Annotated in this window: 16 protein-coding genes; 6 read left to right on the plus strand and 10 right to left on the minus strand. The window is 57.9% G+C overall.

What is annotated here, in order from left to right; genetic code table 11:
* The first annotated feature begins 2 nt into the window (after positions 1 to 2).
* A complete protein-coding gene (gene tkt, locus ACMWLG_RS11690; RefSeq protein WP_045399745.1) occupies positions 3 to 1,991 on the plus strand; it encodes a transketolase in 1,989 nt (662 codons plus the stop codon).
* Positions 1,992 to 2,087: 96 nt separating this feature from the next.
* Here tkt and ACMWLG_RS11695 read toward each other — a convergent pair whose 3' ends face one another.
* The 3 genes from ACMWLG_RS11695 to aegA form a co-directional block, all read right to left on the minus strand.
* Positions 2,088 to 3,131: a DUF1176 domain-containing protein gene (locus tag ACMWLG_RS11695; RefSeq protein ID WP_045399741.1), complete on the minus strand. Its 1,044-nt coding sequence runs from the start codon at positions 3,129 to 3,131 to the stop codon at positions 2,088 to 2,090.
* A 101-nt stretch (positions 3,132 to 3,232) separates the two neighbouring features.
* Positions 3,233 to 3,826: a GDP-mannose pyrophosphatase NudK gene (gene nudK, locus ACMWLG_RS11700; protein WP_023308745.1), complete on the minus strand. Its 594-nt coding sequence runs from the start codon at positions 3,824 to 3,826 to the stop codon at positions 3,233 to 3,235.
* A gap of 66 nt (positions 3,827 to 3,892) precedes the next feature.
* The gene (aegA, locus tag ACMWLG_RS11705; protein WP_045399739.1) at positions 3,893 to 5,869 is read right to left on the minus strand and encodes a formate-dependent uric acid utilization protein AegA; all 1,977 of its coding nucleotides are present in this window, start codon (positions 5,867 to 5,869) and stop codon (positions 3,893 to 3,895) included.
* Positions 5,870 to 6,021: 152 nt separating this feature from the next.
* Here aegA and narQ point away from each other — a divergent pair, with 152 nt between their 5' ends.
* Positions 6,022 to 7,716, plus strand: coding sequence for a nitrate/nitrite two-component system sensor histidine kinase NarQ (gene narQ, locus ACMWLG_RS11710; protein WP_045399789.1), 1,695 nt, complete (start codon positions 6,022 to 6,024; stop codon positions 7,714 to 7,716).
* Positions 7,717 to 7,858: 142 nt separating this feature from the next.
* Positions 7,859 to 10,972 carry a multidrug efflux RND transporter permease AcrD gene (gene acrD, locus ACMWLG_RS11715; protein ID WP_045399737.1) on the plus strand — a complete coding sequence of 1,038 codons (3,114 nt, stop codon included), beginning with the start codon at positions 7,859 to 7,861 and terminating at the stop codon, positions 10,970 to 10,972.
* Between the two features lie 109 nt (positions 10,973 to 11,081).
* On the opposite strand, the gene ypfM is transcribed toward acrD, so the two are convergent.
* Positions 11,082 to 11,141, minus strand: coding sequence for a protein YpfM (ypfM, locus tag ACMWLG_RS11720; protein WP_015572204.1), 60 nt, complete (start codon positions 11,139 to 11,141; stop codon positions 11,082 to 11,084).
* Between the two features lie 387 nt (positions 11,142 to 11,528).
* Between ypfM and ACMWLG_RS11725 the strand changes: the two genes are divergently transcribed.
* From ACMWLG_RS11725 to ACMWLG_RS11735, 3 genes are read left to right on the plus strand one after another with little or no spacing between them, the layout of a single operon-like run.
* Positions 11,529 to 11,879, plus strand: coding sequence for an ArsC family reductase (locus ACMWLG_RS11725; RefSeq protein ID WP_023308749.1), 351 nt, complete (start codon positions 11,529 to 11,531; stop codon positions 11,877 to 11,879).
* A gap of 10 nt (positions 11,880 to 11,889) precedes the next feature.
* On the plus strand, positions 11,890 to 13,017 hold the full coding sequence (gene dapE / locus ACMWLG_RS11730; RefSeq protein WP_045399734.1) for a succinyl-diaminopimelate desuccinylase: 1,128 nt from the start codon (positions 11,890 to 11,892) through the stop codon (positions 13,015 to 13,017).
* Between the two features lie 24 nt (positions 13,018 to 13,041).
* Positions 13,042 to 13,239 (plus strand): hypothetical protein, encoded by a 198-nt coding sequence (locus tag ACMWLG_RS11735; protein ID WP_023308751.1) that lies wholly within the window; start codon positions 13,042 to 13,044, stop codon positions 13,237 to 13,239.
* Positions 13,240 to 13,277: 38 nt separating this feature from the next.
* Here the strand turns inward: ACMWLG_RS11735 and ypfH are convergent, their stop codons facing one another.
* The 6 genes from ypfH to dapA form a co-directional block, all read right to left on the minus strand.
* Positions 13,278 to 13,973, minus strand: a complete 696-nt coding sequence (ypfH, locus tag ACMWLG_RS11740) for an esterase (RefSeq protein ID WP_023308752.1) — start codon at positions 13,971 to 13,973, stop codon at positions 13,278 to 13,280.
* Between the two features lie 73 nt (positions 13,974 to 14,046).
* The gene (locus ACMWLG_RS11745; protein ID WP_045399731.1) at positions 14,047 to 15,993 is read right to left on the minus strand and encodes a tRNA(Met) cytidine acetyltransferase TmcA; all 1,947 of its coding nucleotides are present in this window, start codon (positions 15,991 to 15,993) and stop codon (positions 14,047 to 14,049) included.
* Complete coding sequence (locus tag ACMWLG_RS11750; protein WP_029739971.1) at positions 15,993 to 16,862, minus strand: neutral zinc metallopeptidase; 870 nt, start codon at positions 16,860 to 16,862, stop codon at positions 15,993 to 15,995. Before ACMWLG_RS11750 ends, ACMWLG_RS11745 begins: the two co-directional genes overlap by 1 nt.
* 120 nt (positions 16,863 to 16,982) lie before the next feature.
* Positions 16,983 to 17,696: a phosphoribosylaminoimidazolesuccinocarboxamide synthase gene (purC, locus tag ACMWLG_RS11755; protein WP_032659350.1), complete on the minus strand. Its 714-nt coding sequence runs from the start codon at positions 17,694 to 17,696 to the stop codon at positions 16,983 to 16,985.
* A gap of 109 nt (positions 17,697 to 17,805) precedes the next feature.
* Positions 17,806 to 18,840 (minus strand): outer membrane protein assembly factor BamC, encoded by a 1,035-nt coding sequence (bamC, locus tag ACMWLG_RS11760; protein WP_045399727.1) that lies wholly within the window; start codon positions 18,838 to 18,840, stop codon positions 17,806 to 17,808.
* A gap of 16 nt (positions 18,841 to 18,856) precedes the next feature.
* Positions 18,857 to 19,735: a 4-hydroxy-tetrahydrodipicolinate synthase gene (gene dapA, locus ACMWLG_RS11765; protein ID WP_023308757.1), complete on the minus strand. Its 879-nt coding sequence runs from the start codon at positions 19,733 to 19,735 to the stop codon at positions 18,857 to 18,859.
* Positions 19,736 to 19,747: the final 12 nt, after the last annotated feature.

Consider the following 19,747-nt stretch of genomic DNA (forward strand, 5'->3'; position numbering starts at 1 on the left):
CTATGTCCCGTAAAGAGCTAGCCAATGCCATTCGCGCCCTCAGCATGGATGCCGTGCAAAAAGCCAATTCCGGCCACCCCGGCGCGCCGATGGGCATGGCTGATATTGCCGAAGTGCTGTGGAACGACTTTCTGAAGCACAACCCCAATGACCCGACCTGGTACGATCGCGACCGCTTTATTCTCTCCAACGGTCACGCCTCAATGCTGCTCTACAGCCTGCTGCACCTTTCCGGCTACGATCTGCCGCTTGAGGAGCTGAAAAACTTCCGCCAGCTGCACTCCAAAACGCCGGGGCACCCTGAGATTGGCTATACGCCTGGGGTGGAGACCACCACCGGGCCGCTCGGTCAGGGGCTGGCCAATGCGGTTGGGCTGGCAATTGCCGAACGCACGCTGGCGGCGCAGTTTAACCAGCCGGACCACGAAATTGTCGACCACTATACCTACGTGTTTATGGGTGACGGCTGCCTGATGGAGGGGATTTCCCATGAGGTCTGCTCCCTGGCGGGCACGCTGGGGCTCGGCAAGCTGATTGGCTTCTACGATCACAACGGCATCTCCATCGACGGGGAGACCGAAGGCTGGTTTACCGACGACACGGCAAAACGCTTTGAAGCCTATCACTGGCACGTGGTGCACGAGATCGATGGCCACGACCCTGAGGCGGTGAAAAAAGCGATTCAGGAAGCGCAGAGCGTGAAGGATAAACCGTCCCTGATTATCTGCCGCACGGTCATCGGCTTCGGCTCACCGAACAAGGCGGGCAAAGAGGAGGCGCACGGCGCGGCGCTGGGCGAGGAGGAAGTCGCGCTGACCCGGCAAAAGCTGGGCTGGAAATATCCGCCGTTTGAGATCCCGAAAGAGATCTACAGAGCCTGGGATGCCCGTGAGGCGGGTGAAAAGGCCCAGCAGTCCTGGAACGAGAAGTTTGCCGCCTACAAAAAAGCGCACCCGGATCTCGCTGCCGAGTTTTCCCGCCGCATGAGCGGCGGCCTGCCGGAGGACTGGGACGATAAAACCCAGGCGCTGATTGAAAACCTGCAGTCCAACCCGGCGAAAATCGCCACCCGCAAGGCGTCGCAAAATACCCTGAACGCAATCGGCCCTCTTCTGCCCGAACTGCTCGGCGGCTCGGCGGACCTGGCACCGAGTAACCTGACCATCTGGTCGGGTTCAAAATCGCTGAAAGAGGACATTGCCGGGAACTACATCCACTACGGCGTGCGCGAGTTCGGGATGACCGCCATTGCCAACGGCATCGCCCATCACGGCGGGTTTGTGCCGTATACCGCCACCTTCCTGATGTTCGTCGAGTATGCCCGCAACGCGGCGCGCATGGCGGCACTGATGAAGGCGCGGCAGATTATGGTCTACACCCATGACTCCATCGGGCTGGGGGAAGACGGGCCTACGCACCAGGCGGTTGAACAGCTGGCAAGCCTGCGTCTGACGCCGAACTTCAGCACCTGGCGTCCGTGCGATCAGGTCGAAGCGGCGGTGGGCTGGAAGCTGGCGGTAGAACGCCACAATGGCCCAACGGCACTGATTCTGTCACGCCAGAACCTGGCGCAGATTGAGCGAACCCCGGAGCAGGTGAAGAACATCGCCCGCGGCGGCTACATCCTGAAGGACAGCGGCGGCAAACCGGACGTGATCCTGATTGCGACCGGGTCCGAGGTGGAAATTACGGTAAAAGCGGCGGAGAAACTGACTGCCGAAGGACACGCGGTGCGCGTGGTGTCCCTGCCCTCAACGGATATTTTTGATGCCCAGGACGAGGCGTACCGTGAATCGGTCCTGCCGTCCAGCGTCGCGGCTCGCGTAGCGGTGGAAGCCGGTATTGCCGACTACTGGTACAAGTATGTCGGGCTCAAAGGGGCGATTGTCGGCATGCGGGGTTACGGTGAATCCGCCCCTGCCGATAAGCTGTTCCCGTACTTCGGCTTTACCGTTGAGAACGTGGTGGAGAAGGCGCTGAGCGTGATCTAGCGCGGTCTGCGTTGCCGGGTGGCGGCTACGCCTTACCCGGCCTACAAAGCCGCCAAACCGTAGGCCGGGTAAGCAACAGCGCCACCCGGCATAAAACTAGCGCGTGATCCATAGCGTGGGCCAGGCATCTGGCCCGTTCCAGTTGTCGCAGCTGGGCTCCTCGGCGTAGCGCACCAGGCGGAAACGCTGGCCGTCAAAACGCCAGCGCGTCTGGATCCCGCAATCGCCCAAACCGCGCCCCAGCGCGAGCGTTGTCAGCTCGCGCGTCTTTTCATCGAAGCTGGCGTTCATCAACTCCATTTCGCTCCCGTCGCCTGACGGCGTAAACGGCAGACGCAGCCTGACGCTGCGTGCGGTGAACGGTTTTTTACGCGATACCAGCCACGCCAGATCGACCGTGTTATAGGCCCCCGCCTCGCAGCTAACGATCAGCAGCGCTTTGTCATCGGTTAACGCGGTGACGCGTACTTCCCGACGGTTAGGATCCAGCGAGCACTGGCTGGCGTTCATCCGCCCGGTGCCATAGTCCAGCAGGTCGTTCAGTTCGGCGTGGGAGAGCGGCGTCGGGGTCGGGTTGACGACCGCCACCTTTTTAAGGGCAGGAGCAGGCGGAACGCTTAACGGCGGATCGTCACCTTTCTTGATCCACGCGGTTTCGCTACCGACGCGCTTTTGCTGCGCATCAATGAACAGCAGCGCGGCTTTCAGACCGCTCAGTGAAATAACCTGCTTACCGTCGCTCAGGGTCAGGGCCTTCCCTTCCTGGATGTTTTTCAGAAAGGCGGTGATGGTGGCCGCATCGTCCGTTTTCAGATGCCAGGGCGTGAGCTGCCAGCGCTGTTTGTCCAGCTTCAGGGGAACGTTATCCAGCAGCAGCCGGGGGGCAATCTCTGGCTCTTTGACCGAGGGCGCATCAAGACCGCCGAGATCGATACGCAGCGTGGCGTCCGTTTTCGCCCCGGCGCTACGGGTGAGCGTCATTACCAGACCACGGTGTTCACCGGTATTGCGTGCGAGGCAAAAATTCTGGTTATTGCAGGTTACCTGCCAGTCGGAGAAGGCTTGCTGGGCAGGTGCAGCCCGCACCTGCGGCGCGAGGAGCACACAAAACAGGTAAAACAAAAAGACGCTGTAGCGCATGAATGACACAATCCCGGAACGAAAACGCTTAACTGGGCAGTATCTTCGTGTTCCCGCCGGGGCTGCTCAATCGGATTTATCAGATATACCCGAAAAACAGGCTATATCCGTTCGAAAGTGGTGTTCATCAGCCCGGTTGTCTGTAAATACTGCAGTAATATCACCGCTTTACCATCCCTGATTTCGCCTGAACGCATCATCTCCAGCGCCCGGGCAAAAGGAAGCTCCAGCACTTCGATATCTTCATCCTCCACGCCACCGCCGCGGTGAGTGCGCTGCGCGTCGCTGTATTCCGCGATGAAGAAATGCACAATTTCCGTTACGCCGCCCGGCGACATAAACAGCTCGAAGACCTTTTTGACCTCGCCCACTTCGAAGCCAGTTTCTTCCACGGCCTCTTTGCGGATACAAACTTCCGGCTCATCATCATCGAGCAGGCCCGCGCAGGTTTCAATCAGACGTCCGTCAGGGTTGCCATTAACCCATGTCGCCACCCTGAACTGACGGATCAGCACCACGCTCTGCTTTTCACGGTTATAGAGCAGAATGGTTGCCCCGTTGCCTCGGTCGTAGACCTCGCGTTTGTGGCGGATCACCTCACCGTTGTTACGCGTAAGGTCATAGGTGATGTTACGCAGGACAAAGTAGTTTTCAGAGAGAATTTTGTCTTTGATAACGTCAATTTTCAGGGTCATACGGGCTCCACAACACAATGAGTCGTCCTATACTACGCCGTGAATCCCGCTTTGTCGCCCGCCGGTTTAATGATGTTTTGGCGCGTTAACTCCAAGCCAGTCGAGTATCCCCTGCGCCGCATGACGTCCTTCCGCCATTGCGGTCACCACCAGATCCGCACCGCGTACCGCATCGCCTCCGGCGAAGATCTGTGGGTTAGTCGTCTGATAACGGTAGCGGCTCTCAACCGACGCAACGATCCGCCCCCGGTCATCCGTTTCGACACCCTGCGCCTGCAGCCACGGCATCGCGTGCGGGTTAAAACCAAACGCCATGATGACCGCATCTGCCGCCATCTCGAACTCGCTGCCCGCTACCGGAACGGGCCGACGCCGTCCCTGCGCGTCCGGTTCACCGAGCTCGGTACGCAGCATCCGGATACCGTTGACCTTACCGTTCGGATCCAGCGTCAGCTCAACCGGCTGAACGTTAAATTCAAACGCCGCGCCCTCTTCTCGGGCGTTCTTCACCTCTTTCTTCGAGCCCGGCATATTGGCCTCATCCCGACGATAGGCGCAGGTTACCTTCGCCGCGCCGTGGCGTAACGCGGTGCGGACGCAGTCCATCGCGGTATCGCCGCCGCCAAGCACCACCACGTTTAAGCCATGGGTGTCGATGAACGGTTCGCTGGCCGTCGCCTCCAGCCCCATAACGTGTCGCGTGTTGCCCACCAGGAAAGGCAGCGCGTCATAGACCCTAGGCGCGTCCTCGTGCGGGATACCCGCCTTCATCGAGCGGTAGGTTCCCACGCCAATAAACAGGGCGTCGTAATCCTGCTTTAACTGCGACATCGACACGTCCTGGCCCACCTCGCAGTTCAGCTCGAAGCGGATCCCCATCGCGGTAAATATCTCTCTGCGCCGCGCGAGCAGCGATTTGTCCAGCTTGAATGCCGGGATGCCAAAGGTCAGCAATCCGCCAATTTCCGGATGCCGGTCATAGACCGTCACACTCGCTCCGCGGCGCGCCAGCACGTCGGCGCACGCCAGCCCGGCGGGCCCGGCGCCGACGATCGCGACTCGTTTACCTGACGGCGTGACGGCGGACATATCCGGTCGCCAGCCCATCGCCAGCGCGCGATCGGAGATATAGCGCTCGATGTTACCGATGGTCACGGATCCCGCCTCTTCACGTATTGTGCAGGCACCCTCGCATAATCGGTCCTGCGGACAGACGCGACCGGTAATTTCAGGTAAACAGTTGGTCTGATGAGAAAGCTCGACCGCGCCGGCGATATCCCCCGCGTTGAGGCGCTCGATCCACTGCGGGATGTGGTTATGCAGCGGGCAGGTCCATTCGCAAATGCTGTGCTCGCCGCATTTCAGGCAGCGCGACGCCTCGCGGGCGGCCTGCTCGTCCCGGAACGGCAGGTAAATTTCGTTAAAATGGCCCACACGCTCTGCGGCAGAGAGTTTATCGGGCTCGCCGCGTGGCGGGGTTGTTTGCATCTGCTGCAGTTTGGTGCGCGAAGCGTCTTCTCTGACGGCCTCCGCATGCCAGGGCTGCGCTTCCAGGCAGGCCGTGCGCTGGCGGCGCGATTTCGCCAGATTATCAAGGACAGCAGGCGTCGCGAGGGAGAGAACGTCTGCAGGGCAATTTTCGATACAGGCCGGGCCGCGTGGCCGCGTCAGACAGAGATCGCATTTATTCGCCAAAGCCTTCACGCTGCCGCTGTCGAGCGGGGTGACGATAATCTCCATCGTGCCAAACGGGCAGGCCACCGCGCAGGCCTTACAGCCGATGCATTTTTGTTGATTCACCTGTACGCTGTCATCGCATTTGCTGATGGCGCCGTTCGGGCAGCTTTGCGCGCAGGGCGCCTTTTCACATTGATGGCAGGTGACGGGGCTACTCTTCTCGCCGGCTCGCAGGACCGTAATACGGGGATGAAAATGGCGCTCGCTCAGGACGTGCTGCTCATCGTTGTGCGCCATCACGCAGGCCACTTCGCAGGCGCGACACCCGATGCACTGCTGGCTGTTAGCCATAATAAAACGATTCATAACCACACCTGTTTTTGGTTCAATAACCTTATTCTTTATATGAATATGGTATTTACGCATCACGGCACGATCGGGCAATGTTCAAATGCCCGGAATGCCGAATTATTTACAGTGAACCTGTAGCAGATCAATTTTATTCAGAGAGCCGTTCTGTGACCGTCAAACGACCCGTTTCCGGGAGCCTTGCCTGGGCTTTCTTTTCGATAATTGCCTTATCCGTGCTGACCAGCACCGTCGCGCTGCTGACGCTTGCCAGCAGCCAGCGTGACGCCGAAGCCATTAATATCGCGGGTTCGCTGCGCATGCAGAGCTATCGTCTGGGCTACGAGATGCAGCGCAACAGCCCTTCCCTTGCCGCGCATCGCGACAGCTGGCAACGGACGCTGAACGCGCCTGCCCTGCAGAAGCTGAACCGCTGGTACGTCCCGGACGATGTAAAAGCGCGCTACCAGCAGCTGCACGTGGCGTGGCTGGAAATGGATGCGCGCATCGCCCGCGGCGACAGCGCGTGGTATCAAACCCACATTGAGGATTTTGTCGGCCGCATTGATGCCTTTGTGCTCGCCCTTCAGCACTACACCGAACATAAAATTCAGACGGTGACCCTGCTCTCGCTGGCGGGCGCTCTCGGGATCCTGCTGCTGACGCTGTTTACGCTGCGACGCATCCGTCGCCAGGTGGTGTTGCCGCTTAACAATCTGGTGGCGGCCAGCGAACGGGTTGAGCGCGGGGAATTTACAACCCCGGCGCCGGATACCGCCCTGCCGAACGAGCTGGGCCAACTCTCCCGCGCCTTCAACCACATGTCCGCCGAACTGGCTACGCTCTACCGTTCGCTCGAAGCCTCGGTCGCGGAAAAGACGCGGCATTTGCATGAAGCCCACCAGCAGCTCGACATGCTGTTCAAATGCTCTCAGGCGCTGAATACCGGCCAGATAGACAGCCACTGCTTTCGGCATATCCTGCAGATTGTCCATGACTATACGCAGATGAATTATCTCGAACTGCGCACCAGCGACGACTGGCGGCTGTCTGAAGGGACGGAGTCACATGGCATTCCTCTGCAGCACCTGCCGGTACTGATGCAGGACACCCTTTATGGCGAGCTGCGCTGGCAAAGCGAGACGGACAGCGTTCCCCTTCCGCTGATGAGAAGCGTGGCGACCATGCTCGGGCGCGGGCTGTACTTTAACCAGGCGCAAAAACATTACCAGCAGCTGCTGCTGATGGAAGAGCGCGCCACCATTGCCCGCGAGCTGCACGATTCGCTGGCGCAGGTCCTGTCGTATCTGCGCATTCAGCTTGCGCTGCTCAAACGCGCAGTGCCCGAGGAAAATATCCCGGCGCAGACCATCATCACCGACTTCTCCCGCGAGCTGAACAATGCCTGGCAGCAGCTGCGCGGGCTGCTCACCACCTTCCGCCTGACGCTGAACCACGCGAACTTACCCGCGGCGCTGCAGGAGTCTCTCGACGTCCTTCAGAGCCAGACGCAGGCGAAGCTGCATCTCGACTGCCGTCTCTCCTCGCTGGCGCTGGACGCGCAAAAGCAGGTGCATTTGCTGCAGATCGTGCGTGAGGCCGTGCTGAACGCCATTAAGCACGCGCAGGCCAGCGAGATCACGGTCAGCTGCGTGACCGCCATGGACGGTACGCACAGCGTCAGCATTCGTGACAACGGCATCGGGATTGGCGAAGCCAGCGAGCCGCCGGGACACTACGGCCTGAACATTATGCGCGAACGCGCGCAGCGGCTCGGCGGGATGCTGCACTTCTCGCAGCCGCAAAACGGCGGCACGCTGGTCAGCGTGACGTTCCCGGCGCACGCGCCGTTAACGGGTAAATAACGGTAAAGGAGGACGCGCAGGAAAAAGCGCATGATAATTTACATTATCTCCTTTATTTCTCCACGTTTGGCCTGGGCCTTACCGCTAAAGTTATGCGGGCAATAAACAATAATGACGTGCAGCAAAACGAGGTCACTCTTTCATGGCGAATTTTTTCATCGATCGCCCCATTTTTGCCTGGGTGCTTGCCATCCTGTTGTGTCTGACAGGTGTCCTGGCGATTACTTCACTTCCCGTTGAGCAATACCCCGATCTGGCACCGCCTAACGTGCGCGTAACGGCAAACTACCCCGGCGCTTCCGCACAAACGCTGGAAAACACCGTGACGCAGGTTATCGAGCAGAACATGACGGGTCTGGATAACCTGATGTACATGTCCTCGCAAAGTAGCGCCACGGGCCAGGCGACGGTGACCCTGAGCTTTAAGGCGGGCACGGACCCGGACGAAGCGGTGCAGCAGGTGCAAAACCAGCTGCAGTCGGCCATGCGCAAGCTGCCCCAGGCGGTGCAGAATCAGGGCGTGACCGTGCGTAAAACCGGTGATACCAACATTTTGACCATCGCGTTTGTCTCAACAGATGGCTCGATGGATAAACAGGACATCGCGGACTACGTCGCCAGTAATATTCAGGATCCCATCAGCCGTATCAACGGCGTCGGGGATATCGACGCCTACGGCTCACAATACTCTATGCGCATCTGGCTCGATCCCAACAAGCTGAACAGCGTCCAGATGACGGCAACCGACGTGACGAATGCCATCAAGGCCCAGAACGCCCAGATTGCGGTGGGGCAGCTGGGGGGAACGCCGTCCGTCGATAAGCAAGCCCTGAACGCCACCATTAATTCACAATCTCTGCTGCAGACGCCGGACCAGTTCCGCAACATTACCCTGCGCGTGAATCAGGACGGGTCGGAGGTGCGTCTGGGCGATGTCGCCACGGTGGAAATGGGGGCGGAGAAATACGACTACCTGAGCCGCTTTAACGGCAATCAGGCCTCCGGTCTGGGAATTAAACTGGCATCCGGCGCAAACGAAATGGCCACGGCGAAACTGGTGCTGGACCGCCTGGACGAACTTTCACAGTATTTCCCGCACGGGCTGGAGTACAAAGTCGCCTATGAAACCACCTCCTTCGTAAAAGCATCGATTGAGGACGTGGTGAAGACCCTGCTGGAAGCCATCGCGCTGGTGTTCCTGGTCATGTACCTGTTCCTGCAAAACTTCCGCGCGACGCTGATCCCCACCATTGCCGTCCCGGTGGTGCTTCTGGGGACCTTTGCGGTGCTTTACGCGTTCGGGTACAGCATTAATACCCTGACGATGTTTGCGATGGTGCTGGCAATCGGCCTTCTGGTGGATGATGCCATCGTGGTGGTTGAAAACGTCGAGCGCATCATGAGCGAAGAAGGACTCTCGCCGCGCCAGGCGACGCGCAAATCCATGGGGCAAATTCAGGGGGCGCTGGTCGGTATTGCGATGGTGCTGTCGGCCGTCTTTATCCCGATGGCCTTCTTTGGCGGCACAACCGGGGCGATTTACCGTCAGTTCTCAATAACCATCGTCTCGGCGATGGTTCTCTCCGTGCTGGTGGCGCTGATCCTTACCCCCGCGCTCTGCGCCACAATCCTGAAGCCGCTGCACAAAGGAGAGCATCACGGTCAAAAAGGGTTCTTCGGCTGGTTTAACCGGATGTTCAACCGCAATGCCGCGCGATATGAATCTGCCGTCGGGCGAGTGCTTCACCGCAGCCTGCGCTGGATGATGATTTATGTGGTGGTGCTGGGCGGCATGGTCTGGCTGTTTATGCATCTCCCCACCTCGTTCCTGCCTATGGAAGACCGGGGCATGTTCACCACCTCGGTTCAGCTCCCGAGCGGCGCAACGCAGCAGCAGACGCTGAAAGTGGTCCAGAAAGTGGAGCAGTACTTCTTCACCAAAGAGAAAGATAACGTTGTGTCGGTCTTCTCCACCGTGGGCTCTGGCCCGGGCGGAAACGGGCAGAACGTCGCCCGCATGTTCGTCCGTCTGAAGGACTGGGACGAGCGCGATACCGAAACCGGAACGTCATTCGCCATCATTGAACGTGCGACAAAAGCCTTTGCGCATATTAAAGAGGCGCGCGTCTTCGCCAGCAGCCCGCCGGCGATAAGCGGTCTGGGCAGTTCTGCCGGGTTTGATATGGAGCTGCAGGATCACGCCGGTGCGGGCCACACGGCGCTGATGGCGGCACGCGATAAGCTGTTAGCGCTGGCGGGCAACGATCCTGACCTGACCCGCGTTCGCCACAACGGTCTTGACGACAGCCCGCAGCTGCAGGTGGATATCGATCAGCGTAAGGCGCAGGCGCTGGGCGTCTCGATCAACGATATCAACGACACCCTGCAAACGGCGTGGGGCTCGAGCTATGTGAATGACTTTATGGATCGCGGCCGCGTGAAAAAAGTGTATGTCCAGTCCGCCGCGCCGTTCCGCATGCTGCCGGACGATATTAACCGCTGGTTTGTCAGGAATAACGCTGGCGGCATGGTGCCGTTCTCTGCCTTTGCGACCTCGCACTGGGAGAGCGGTTCGCCGCGTCTGGAGCGCTATAACGGCTACTCTGCGGTTGAAATCGTCGGGGAAGCCGCGCCGGGCGTCAGTACCGGTACCGCTATGGATACCATGGAAAAACTGGTGCAGCAGCTGCCCGCCGGTTTTGGACTGGAGTGGACGGCCATGTCCTACCAGGAGCGTCTCTCCGGCGCGCAGGCTCCCGCACTTTACGCACTTTCTCTGCTGGTGGTCTTCCTCTGCCTTGCCGCACTGTATGAAAGCTGGTCAGTCCCGTTCTCAGTCATGCTGGTCGTGCCGCTTGGGGTTATCGGTGCGCTGCTGGCGACCTGGATGCGCGGCCTCGAGAACGACGTTTATTTCCAGGTGGGTCTGCTCACCGTAATTGGGCTATCGGCGAAAAACGCCATTCTGATCGTTGAATTTGCCAACGAGATGAATGCCAAAGGCCACGAGCTGATGGCCGCCACGCTGCACGCCTGCCGTCAGCGCTTACGCCCGATCCTGATGACGTCGCTGGCGTTTGTCTTTGGCGTACTGCCGATGGCGACCAGTACGGGCGCAGGCTCCAGCAGCCAGCATGCCGTCGGGACGGGGGTGATGGGCGGCATGATTTCGGCAACCATTCTGGCCATTTACTTCGTGCCGTTGTTCTTTGTGCTGGTGCGTCGTCGCTTCCCGCTAAAGGAACGCGCTGAGTAAGTGATTGAAATAAAAAAAGGCGGCATTATCGGCCGCCTTTTTATTGTGTGATTAATTCACACTATGGTTATTTTACTTATTTTAGTGCTCTTGCAATTCTTACTGAATGTCATTTACGAAGCATGCCTTCGATAAAATCTTTCCAGTTCCCCAGTTCACGTTCAATCATAACAACCTCTCTTATTATTATGCGCATTCTACAAAAACGGACCATCATTGTGAAGACTATTTAACCAATTGCTGTGATTGTACCCCACGTCCTGCGGGGATTTATGATAAATATGAACGGAGAGGCCTCAATTTTTTGTGACGGCTGGCAATATTTTGAAATAACCCTCCAAACGGGTGAGTTTTATTTTACCCGCTGAGTTTATTCGAAATTTAAACTTTATGGACATCTATGCTTAAAGGGTGAAAGAATATTCAGCGTACAGATGTGAGTTGAATTAAGAAGAAATGTAAATCCAGACGATTCCTGAATGTGTTATATTCCACTTAAGGATATATCTTCGAATTTACTGAACATTTAATCATCATTAGGTCAAAAGGATTCACCATGATTGTGATGTACGGCATTAAAAATTGCGACACCATCAAAAAAGCCCGCCGCTGGCTGGAAGCAAACGGCGTGGAGTATCGCTTCCACGATTACCGTGCCGACGGGCTTGATGCAGAATTTCTGCATAGCGCGATCGGCGAACTGGGGTGGGAAGCACTGCTGAACACGCGCGGCACCACCTGGCGTAAGCTGGACGAATCTCTGCGCGCCAGCATCAACGACGCCGACAGCGCGGCAAAACTGATGCTCGAGATGCCGGCAATTATCAAACGCCCATTGCTCTGCGCGCCAGGGCAGCCTATGCTGCTGGGTTTCAGTGAAACCCTTTATTCCGACTTTTTTCGTTGAGGTGTAGTTTATGTCATGCCCGGTCATTGAGCTGACTCAGCAGCTTATTCGCCGTCCTTCCCTTAGCCCGGACGACGCAGGTTGTCAGGCACTTATGATTGAGCGCCTGCGTGCCATCGGTTTTACCGTTGAACGCATGGATTTTGGCGATACCCAGAACTTCTGGGCGTGGCGCGGCCAGGGTGAAACGCTGGCCTTTGCCGGGCATACTGACGTCGTTCCCGCCGGTGACGCGGATCGCTGGATCAACCCGCCGTTTGAGCCGACTATCCGCGACGGCATGCTGTTTGGTCGCGGCGCGGCAGACATGAAAGGCTCGCTGGCGGCGATGGTCGTGGCGGCAGAACGCTTTGTGGCTCAGCATCCAAACCACAAAAACCGTCTGGCGTTTTTAATCACCTCCGACGAAGAAGCCAGCGCCCATAACGGTACCGTGAAGGTCGTTGAAGCGCTGATGGCGCGTAACGAGCGTCTCGACTACTGTCTGGTTGGTGAGCCGTCCAGTACCGAAGTGGTGGGCGATGTCGTCAAAAACGGGCGCCGCGGCTCGCTGACCTGTAACCTGACCATTCACGGCGTTCAGGGGCACGTTGCTTATCCGCATCTGGCCGATAACCCGGTTCATCGCGCTGCGCCGATGCTGAGCGAGCTGGTGGGCATAGAGTGGGATAAAGGCAACGAATTCTTCCCGCCGACCAGCATGCAGATCGCGAACGTCAAGGCCGGGACCGGCAGCAACAACGTGATCCCGGGTGATTACTTCGTCCAGTTTAACTTCCGCTTCAGCACCGAACTGACCGATGAGACGATCAAGGCGCGCGTCGTCGCCCTCCTGGAAAAATATCACCTGCGCTACACCGTGGAGTGGTGGCTTTCCGGCCAGCCGTTCCTGACGCAGCGTGGCAAACTGGTGGATGCGGTGGTGAACGCCATCGAGCACTATAATGAAATTAAGCCACAGCTGCTGACAACGGGTGGCACCTCAGACGGACGCTTTATCGCCCGTATGGACGCCCAGGTTGTCGAACTGGGTCCAGTGAACGCAACCATTCATAAAATCAATGAGTGTGTCAATGCGGCAGATTTGCAACTGCTGGCCCGTATGTATCAACGTATTATGGAGCAACTCGTCGCCTGACGAACGCTCTGAGAGGAATAGCGAATGGATTGGCTTTCAAAGTACTGGTGGATTCTGGTGTTAGTTTTTCTGGTTGGCGTACTGCTGAACGTGATTAAAGATCTTAAGCGCGTTGACCATAAAAAATTTCTCGCCAACAAACCGGATCTTCCCCCGCACCGTGATTTTAACGACAAGTGGGACGATGACGACGACTGGCCGAACAAGGACCAAAAGAAGTAATCGTTAAGTTTCCCCTCTCCCCGGGAGAGGGGTAAACCTCACATAAACTCTACAATATCATCGTTATCCGGCTTACCGCCGCTGAGCGCTTCATCAAAGTAGTGCTTCGGTACGGTATAGCGCAAACGATCGAGCGCGAACTGCATGCTACGGTCGTCAATCGCGTGGCCCAGATCGTCCACGATATCCAGCGTCACGTCCCCACCTTCGCGAATCAGCGCTTCCTGGGCGGCAACCGCATGCGAGAGCTCAATCACCCGGTCTTCACCACCGTGGATCAGGTGGATCGTGGTCTGCGTGGTCGCGCTTGTCGGTAACGTCGCAAAGCGGCCGTTAAACGCAATGACGCGTGACGCCAGACCCGGCTTCGCTTTTACGCTTTCCAGCGACATGATTGACCCCTGCGAGAAGCCAATCAGCGCGGTCGCGTCGGCACCCACGCCGCTCTGCTGCTGCCAGTAGCGGACGATGTCGATAAAGGTGGGCATGATGGCGTCGATGCGAGCCTGACGATTCTCTTCCGTTACGCCCTGAACAGAGAACCACTGGCGTCCGTTCGGACCACATGGCTCTACGCCACCGATGCTGACAATCAATGCCTCCGGAAAAACGGGCGCAAACCAGCTGCCAATCTGACCCATATTGACGGCATTATCGCCAACGCCATGAAACAGAAGCAGTAACTGTTTAGCCGGTTTGTCAGGGCTTTGAACAACAAAATGGTCGTGTTTCATGGTGGTCTCCTTAATAGATGACCTGGATTCTACGCCTCCCGACGTGAATGACCATGCCACTTTACTGAAGAAGTCATTGAAAAAATTGCCATTGCAAAATGTCTTCTTTCAACTGCTGGCAGCGCGGATAGTCAAGGCTTTCAATCGCTTGCGCAGTTTCACTCCGCAACGTTGCCAGCAACGCTTTTCGCCCGACGTCTTCCACTTTCCCTTCCATTTTCCCACGCAGGGCCGGCAGCGGCATGTCCACGGTTAACAACAGCCGCGTCAGTGCGGCAACCGAGGTTGAAAACGCCCGATGCGCAAAAGCAAACCCCGCCAGCTCCAGCCAGTCGTCATTATTAAGGGTAGCTTCCCAGCCGTCTTCCACGGGGATCTTTTCACCGTTCCAGGCCGATAATACCCGCGCATCGCGCTTCAGACGCCGCTGCGCCTGCTCGCACAGCTGACGCCCGGCCTCGCTCTGCGGCCGCAACGCCATCGCGGTGTAGCATCCGCTGCTGGCTTCACGATGGCTGCCCATCCGCACCAGCACAAACCCGCACTGCTGCCAGAAACGCCAAAGCTCATCGGTATAGCCGAAGCTCACCGACAGATAATCTTCGCCGCTGGCGCTGCGAACAAGTGCCTGGCCAATCCCTTCCCGCTGACGGTGAGGATGTACGGCAATGCGGGTGACCCGTCGTCCTCTGAGCGTCGCCGCCAGCGGAGAGCCGCCGTGCGCCGCCAGAGACTGCGCCACCAGGTTACCGCGCGGACGCCGGTATCCTGCCCACACGGCGCGGCTAAGCTCAGGGGAGAGCCCGCCCTCCTCCACCAGCCAGAGCGCCCCGGCGATATCCGGGTCCGTTTCTGCAACGGCAAACTGCTGCCCGGGCGCGTCCAACATGCGGCGTAAATCGAGCGGCGAGGTGCGATAATGCGCCGCGCAGAGGAGTTCGTATACGCTCGCTGCAAGCGCCGGGCGGCGTTCCCAGGCCTCCGGGGTCAGGGAGGTTAAACGCACCTCTCCCTCCGGGCGGCGGTCGATCAGCGTATCGTCAAACAGCAGCGCGCTGGCGACAACCCGCTCAAGCGGGCAGCCCGCCGCCCAGCGTACCGGTGTAGATAAGCTGTAGCGCTGCAGCCCGGTAAATCGACCGCAGAATTTAAGCAGGAATCCCCGGCCCGTCCCTTCATAGCCCTGCACCGTGGTGGTCAACAACACGCGAGGGAAACGAACAGCCAGCTTTTCCAGCAGAGGTCCGGGGATAGCAGCGGCTTCATCAACAATCAGCCAGTCAGCCCGGCGTGAAGAGGCAAGCAGCGCGTCCGGGGCCATAAAATGAAAACGCTCTCCGGCGAAGCGGGCGATGATATCCGTCGCCCCTTTCGACGGCGCGGTAACCACGGCGCTGCCCGCAATGCGGTTCAGCAACATGCCTGCCAGGGCTGATTTTCCGCGCCCGCGCGCGGCGGTAACGGCCACGATGCCCTCCGCCATCCCCTGCAGCACATCCAGGATCTCAGCCTGCTCGCGCTGCGGTGCGCCGCTGGCAGGCTGCCAGTCTGGCGCGTCGGGTAAAGGCGGAAGGGAAAACGCGCGGCCCTGAAGCCAGACAATCGCGTCGGGATCGACGGCAATCGTCCGGCAGAAATGGTGGACAAAATGCGGCGTGGCTATCGCTTCTGCGCTGTCGCTCCAGCGCAGTGAATCGCTGTCTGGCAACCCGGACCACGCGTCGAGCGGCGGAACCCGCAGCACCAGAAGGCTTCCGGCGCTTAGCGTTCCGCTCAGGGCGGCAAACGCGGCGACATCAAACCCGGCGCTGGCGTCAAAAACGGCATGCCGGAACTCGCGTCCCAGCAGACCGCTGATGGCTTTTGAAGGATGTTCGTCAAGCCTTACCCAGTCTCCGGGCAAGGCGTCACGCAGGGCCAGCGCCTGGGTTAACGTCCACTGCGCCTCGCCGCTGAGCACCACCAGCCGACGATGGCCGGTGCGCTCAAGCTCGCTTATCAGTTGTTCAAACTGCAGCATTACATCGCTTTGCCGAAGGTATTACACTGCGCCGGATCGCCGCTGTCGAAGCCGCGTTTAAACCAGCTATAGCGCTGCTGTGAGGTACCGTGAGTGAAGCTGTCCGGCACGACGCGCCCCTGGCTTTGCTGCTGAAGGCGGTCATCACCGATAGCCTGAGCGGCATTTAACGCCTCTTCAAGATCGCCGGATTCCAGCACGCCCTGCTGCTGCATGCTGTGGCCCCAGACGCCCGCGAAGCAGTCCGCCTGCAGCTCCATTTTAACGGAAAGGCGGTTCACTTCCGCCTGAGACGCATTTTGCTGGAGCTGGCGCACTTTTGGCTCAATCCCCAGCAGCTTTTGCACGTGATGGCCGACTTCATGCGCGATCACGTAGCCCTGGGCAAAATCACCGTCGGCGCCAAGCTTGCGTTTCATGTCATCGTAAAAAGAGAGATCGATATAGACGGTGCCGTCTGCCGGGCAGTAGAACGGCCCCATCACAGATTGCCCGGTACCGCATCCGGTGCGGGTTGCCCCCCGGTACATCACCAGCTTCGGCTGCTGGTAGGTACGCCCCATCTTCTCAAACAGCTGACTCCAGGTGTCTTCTGTTGTGGCGAGAATAACGGAGGTAAATTTGGCCGCTTCATCTTCATTCGGGCTGATGGAGCGCTGAGAATGTTCCTGCTGCTGCAGCGGCTGACCGGTCATTAACCCGGTGAGGTCAACGCCGTAATAACCCGCGACTAAAACCACAATCAGCAGGATGATACCGCCCTTGCCGCTGGGTAACCGGAAGCCTGGCCCACCCATTGAAGGACCGCCGCCACCATCACTGCGTCTGTCTTCTACATTGTCACTTTCACGACGCCCTTGCCAGCGCATAACCACCTCGAACTATTCCATTTATAATAGCTATGATCGTAGGCGGTTAACGGCAAGATTACCATAGGAAACAAAGGTAAGACGCCAAAGGATGCAAACATCCTTTGGCAAGTGAGGAAGTTAGTCGAGCTTAACGCCTAAACGGTGAGCAACCGCTTCGTACGCTTCAATCAGACCACCCAGGCTCTGACGGAAACGGTCTTTGTCCATTTTATCCAGGGTTTCTTTATCCCACAGGCGGCTACCGTCCGGTGAGAACTCATCGCCCAGCACCACTTCGCCTTTGAACAGACCAAACTCCAGCTTGAAGTCGACGAGGATCAGACCCGCGTCATCAAACAGTTTTTTCAACACGTCGTTGGCTTTGTAGGTCAGCTCTTTCATGCGCGCCAGGTTCTCCTGGTTCACCCAGCCGAAGGTTTCGCAGTAGGATTCGTTGACCATCGGGTCGTGCATGGCATCGTTTTTCAGGAACAGGTCGAACAGCGGTGGATTCAGTTCGATACCTTCTTCAATGCCCAGACGCTTCACCAGGGAGCCCGCCGCACGGTTACGAATAACGCACTCAACCGGAACCATATCCAGTTTTTTCACCAGACATTCCGTATCGGACAGCAACGCTTCCATCTGGGTCGGGATGCCCGCTTCGGCCAGTTTGGTCATAATGAAGTGGTTAAACTTGTTGTTCACCATGCCTTTACGATCGAACTGCTCAATGCGTGCGCCATCCCCTGCTGACGTATCATTGCGGAACTCGAGCACCAACAGATCCGGGTTTTCCGTGCTGTATACGGTCTTCGCTTTGCCACGATACAACTCAGCTTGCTTCTGCATCTTCATTACTCCTGGTGTGATGATTTGTGTTCAAAACTGGGGATATTATGCCACGCACACGTTTGCGTAGCACTAAAATAAAAAGGGCTGGATTCACCAGCCCTCGTATTTATTTGCTGAATGCTGCCTGGAAGACAGCGACCAGCGCATCGTTCTGCGACTGGGTCAGCGTGTGACCTTTTGGATCGATAAACTGCAGACTGCTGCGGTTATCAAGGTCGCCTACCTGAATCTTGTAGTCACCGGAGGCAAGCTGAGGATCTTTCGCGCCCAGTTCCTGCCATGCGCTGTCGGAGAGCGGCTTATACGTTGCCGTCATGCTGCCGGTTGAACGCGTGCTGTCGGTCACTTTCATGCCCACTTTTTCCAGCGTCGCTGGCAGACGCTGCCAGGTCTGATTAAACGGTGCACGCACCACCAGCATTGGCAGGCCGGTATCATCCGCACCGCTTTGTACATCGAAGGTCGCGCCGTTGCGGCTCTGCGCGGCGTTGGCGGCATCGGTAGCGGTCTTATCCAGACCCGCGGCAATCACGTTCAGCATTTCGGTGCTGTAACGCTGCAGGGACGCGGCATCCGCAACCGGTTTACCCGCCTGCTCCAGGTTCAACAGCTTAACGTTAACCGCCTGCTGGTAACCCTGTGGTTTTACGGAGACTTGATAGCGACCGCGGTACTGCTGGTCTTCATCCAGACGGTTCCATTCGACCCAGTCGGTGGTTAACGTCTGGCTGGCGTCATCGCGTTTATCGATAGTGTAGTTCTTCGACTGAATGACGCTGACAACCTGCGGCCACAGCGAGCTACCGCGCGCGCTCTCAACCATCAGAGACGCCGTATCACCGGTGAACTGGGTACGCGCCCCGCTGACCAGCGCCAGAGGCTGTGCTGGCGGACGAATATCAAGCGCTTTACCGACCAGGCCGCTGCCGTTGGTCACGGGAATATTATAATCGCCGTTCTGAATCGGCAGGATCATACCAGCCGGTGCGTGAAGTTCAGCAAGCGGGGTCGCATCCAGATAGGATTCATCACCGCTCACCTGGCGCTTGTAGCGCGAATCTGAACTACAGGCAGCGAGCAGCATAACAAGCGAAACACTCGCAACCTTCGCCAGGCGCGACTTCTGTACTGAATAAGCCATCAAATCTCCCTAAACTCTACAGCAAACCGGCATGCTTCAGCGCCGCCCTGACGATGTCACGACCGTGGTCGGTAATCGGTGTCATTGGCAGACGCAGCGTGTCGGATGCTACAAGTCCCAACTCCTTACATGCCCATTTCACTGGGATCGGATTGGGTTCGACAAATAATTTATTGTGCAGCGGCATCAGACGCTGATTAATGACACGCGCTTCATCAAAGTGACCGGCTGCGGCCAGTTTGCACATTTCTGCCATATCGCGCGCCGCAACGTTTGCCGTTACGGAGATCACGCCATGACCACCGAGCTGCATAAAGTCCAGCGCGGTCGCATCATCACCACTCAACAGGATAAAGTCGTCTGAAACCAGCTCTTTGATCTGATGAACGCGGCTTAAGTTCCCTGTCGCCTCTTTAATACCGATAATATTTTTTACTTCCGAGAGACGACCAACGGTTTCCGGCAGCATATCGCAACCGGTACGGGACGGCACATTATACAGAATTTGTGGCAAGTCAGTATGTTCAGCGATGGCTTTGAAGTGCTGGAACAAACCTTCCTGAGTAGGACGGTTGTAATATGGGGTCACCGTCAGACAGCCAACGATGCCGCTGTCGTTAAAACGTTTGGTCAGGCTGATAGCTTCTGCGGTTGCATTAGCCCCTGTCCCCGCGATGACCGGAATACGTCCGTCCGCCAGTTCCAGGGTCAGCATCACCACATCGCCGTGCTCGTCGTGGCTCAGCGTTGCGGATTCACCGGTAGTCCCTACCGAAACGATCGCCGAGGTTCCGTTGGCGACATGGTAATCAATGAGCTTCTTCATGCTTGACCGGCAGACATTACCTTTTTCATCCATCGGTGTAACAAGCGCGACAATACTTCCCGTGAACATGAGCCATCCTCT

This window comes from Enterobacter sp. 01-M-02-SI-ECC (assembly GCF_047530595.1).
Taxonomy (GTDB): domain Bacteria; phylum Pseudomonadota; class Gammaproteobacteria; order Enterobacterales; family Enterobacteriaceae; genus Enterobacter; species Enterobacter cloacae_M.

Bases quoted from the DNA above. Each gene is read 5' to 3' on its own strand.
- dapE (WP_045399734.1), top strand. From the start codon at position 11,890: ATGTCATGCCCGGTCATTGAGCTGACTCAGCAGCTTATTCGCCGTCCT.
- bamC (WP_045399727.1), bottom strand. From the start codon at position 18,840: ATGGCTTATTCAGTACAGAAGTCGCGCCTGGCGAAGGTTGCGAGTGTT.
- ACMWLG_RS11745 (WP_045399731.1), bottom strand. From the start codon at position 15,993: ATGCTGCAGTTTGAACAACTGATAAGCGAGCTTGAGCGCACCGGCCAT.
- ACMWLG_RS11695 (WP_045399741.1), bottom strand. From the start codon at position 3,131: ATGCGCTACAGCGTCTTTTTGTTTTACCTGTTTTGTGTGCTCCTCGCG.
- nudK (WP_023308745.1), bottom strand. From the start codon at position 3,826: ATGACCCTGAAAATTGACGTTATCAAAGACAAAATTCTCTCTGAAAAC.
- ACMWLG_RS11725 (WP_023308749.1), top strand. From the start codon at position 11,529: ATGATTGTGATGTACGGCATTAAAAATTGCGACACCATCAAAAAAGCC.
- ypfH (WP_023308752.1), bottom strand. From the start codon at position 13,973: ATGAAACACGACCATTTTGTTGTTCAAAGCCCTGACAAACCGGCTAAA.
- dapA (WP_023308757.1), bottom strand. From the start codon at position 19,735: ATGTTCACGGGAAGTATTGTCGCGCTTGTTACACCGATGGATGAAAAA.
- ACMWLG_RS11750 (WP_029739971.1), bottom strand. From the start codon at position 16,862: ATGCGCTGGCAAGGGCGTCGTGAAAGTGACAATGTAGAAGACAGACGC.
- acrD (WP_045399737.1), top strand. From the start codon at position 7,859: ATGGCGAATTTTTTCATCGATCGCCCCATTTTTGCCTGGGTGCTTGCC.
- ACMWLG_RS11735 (WP_023308751.1), top strand. From the start codon at position 13,042: ATGGATTGGCTTTCAAAGTACTGGTGGATTCTGGTGTTAGTTTTTCTG.
- aegA (WP_045399739.1), bottom strand. From the start codon at position 5,869: ATGAATCGTTTTATTATGGCTAACAGCCAGCAGTGCATCGGGTGTCGC.
- tkt (WP_045399745.1), top strand. From the start codon at position 3: ATGTCCCGTAAAGAGCTAGCCAATGCCATTCGCGCCCTCAGCATGGAT.
- purC (WP_032659350.1), bottom strand. From the start codon at position 17,696: ATGCAGAAGCAAGCTGAGTTGTATCGTGGCAAAGCGAAGACCGTATAC.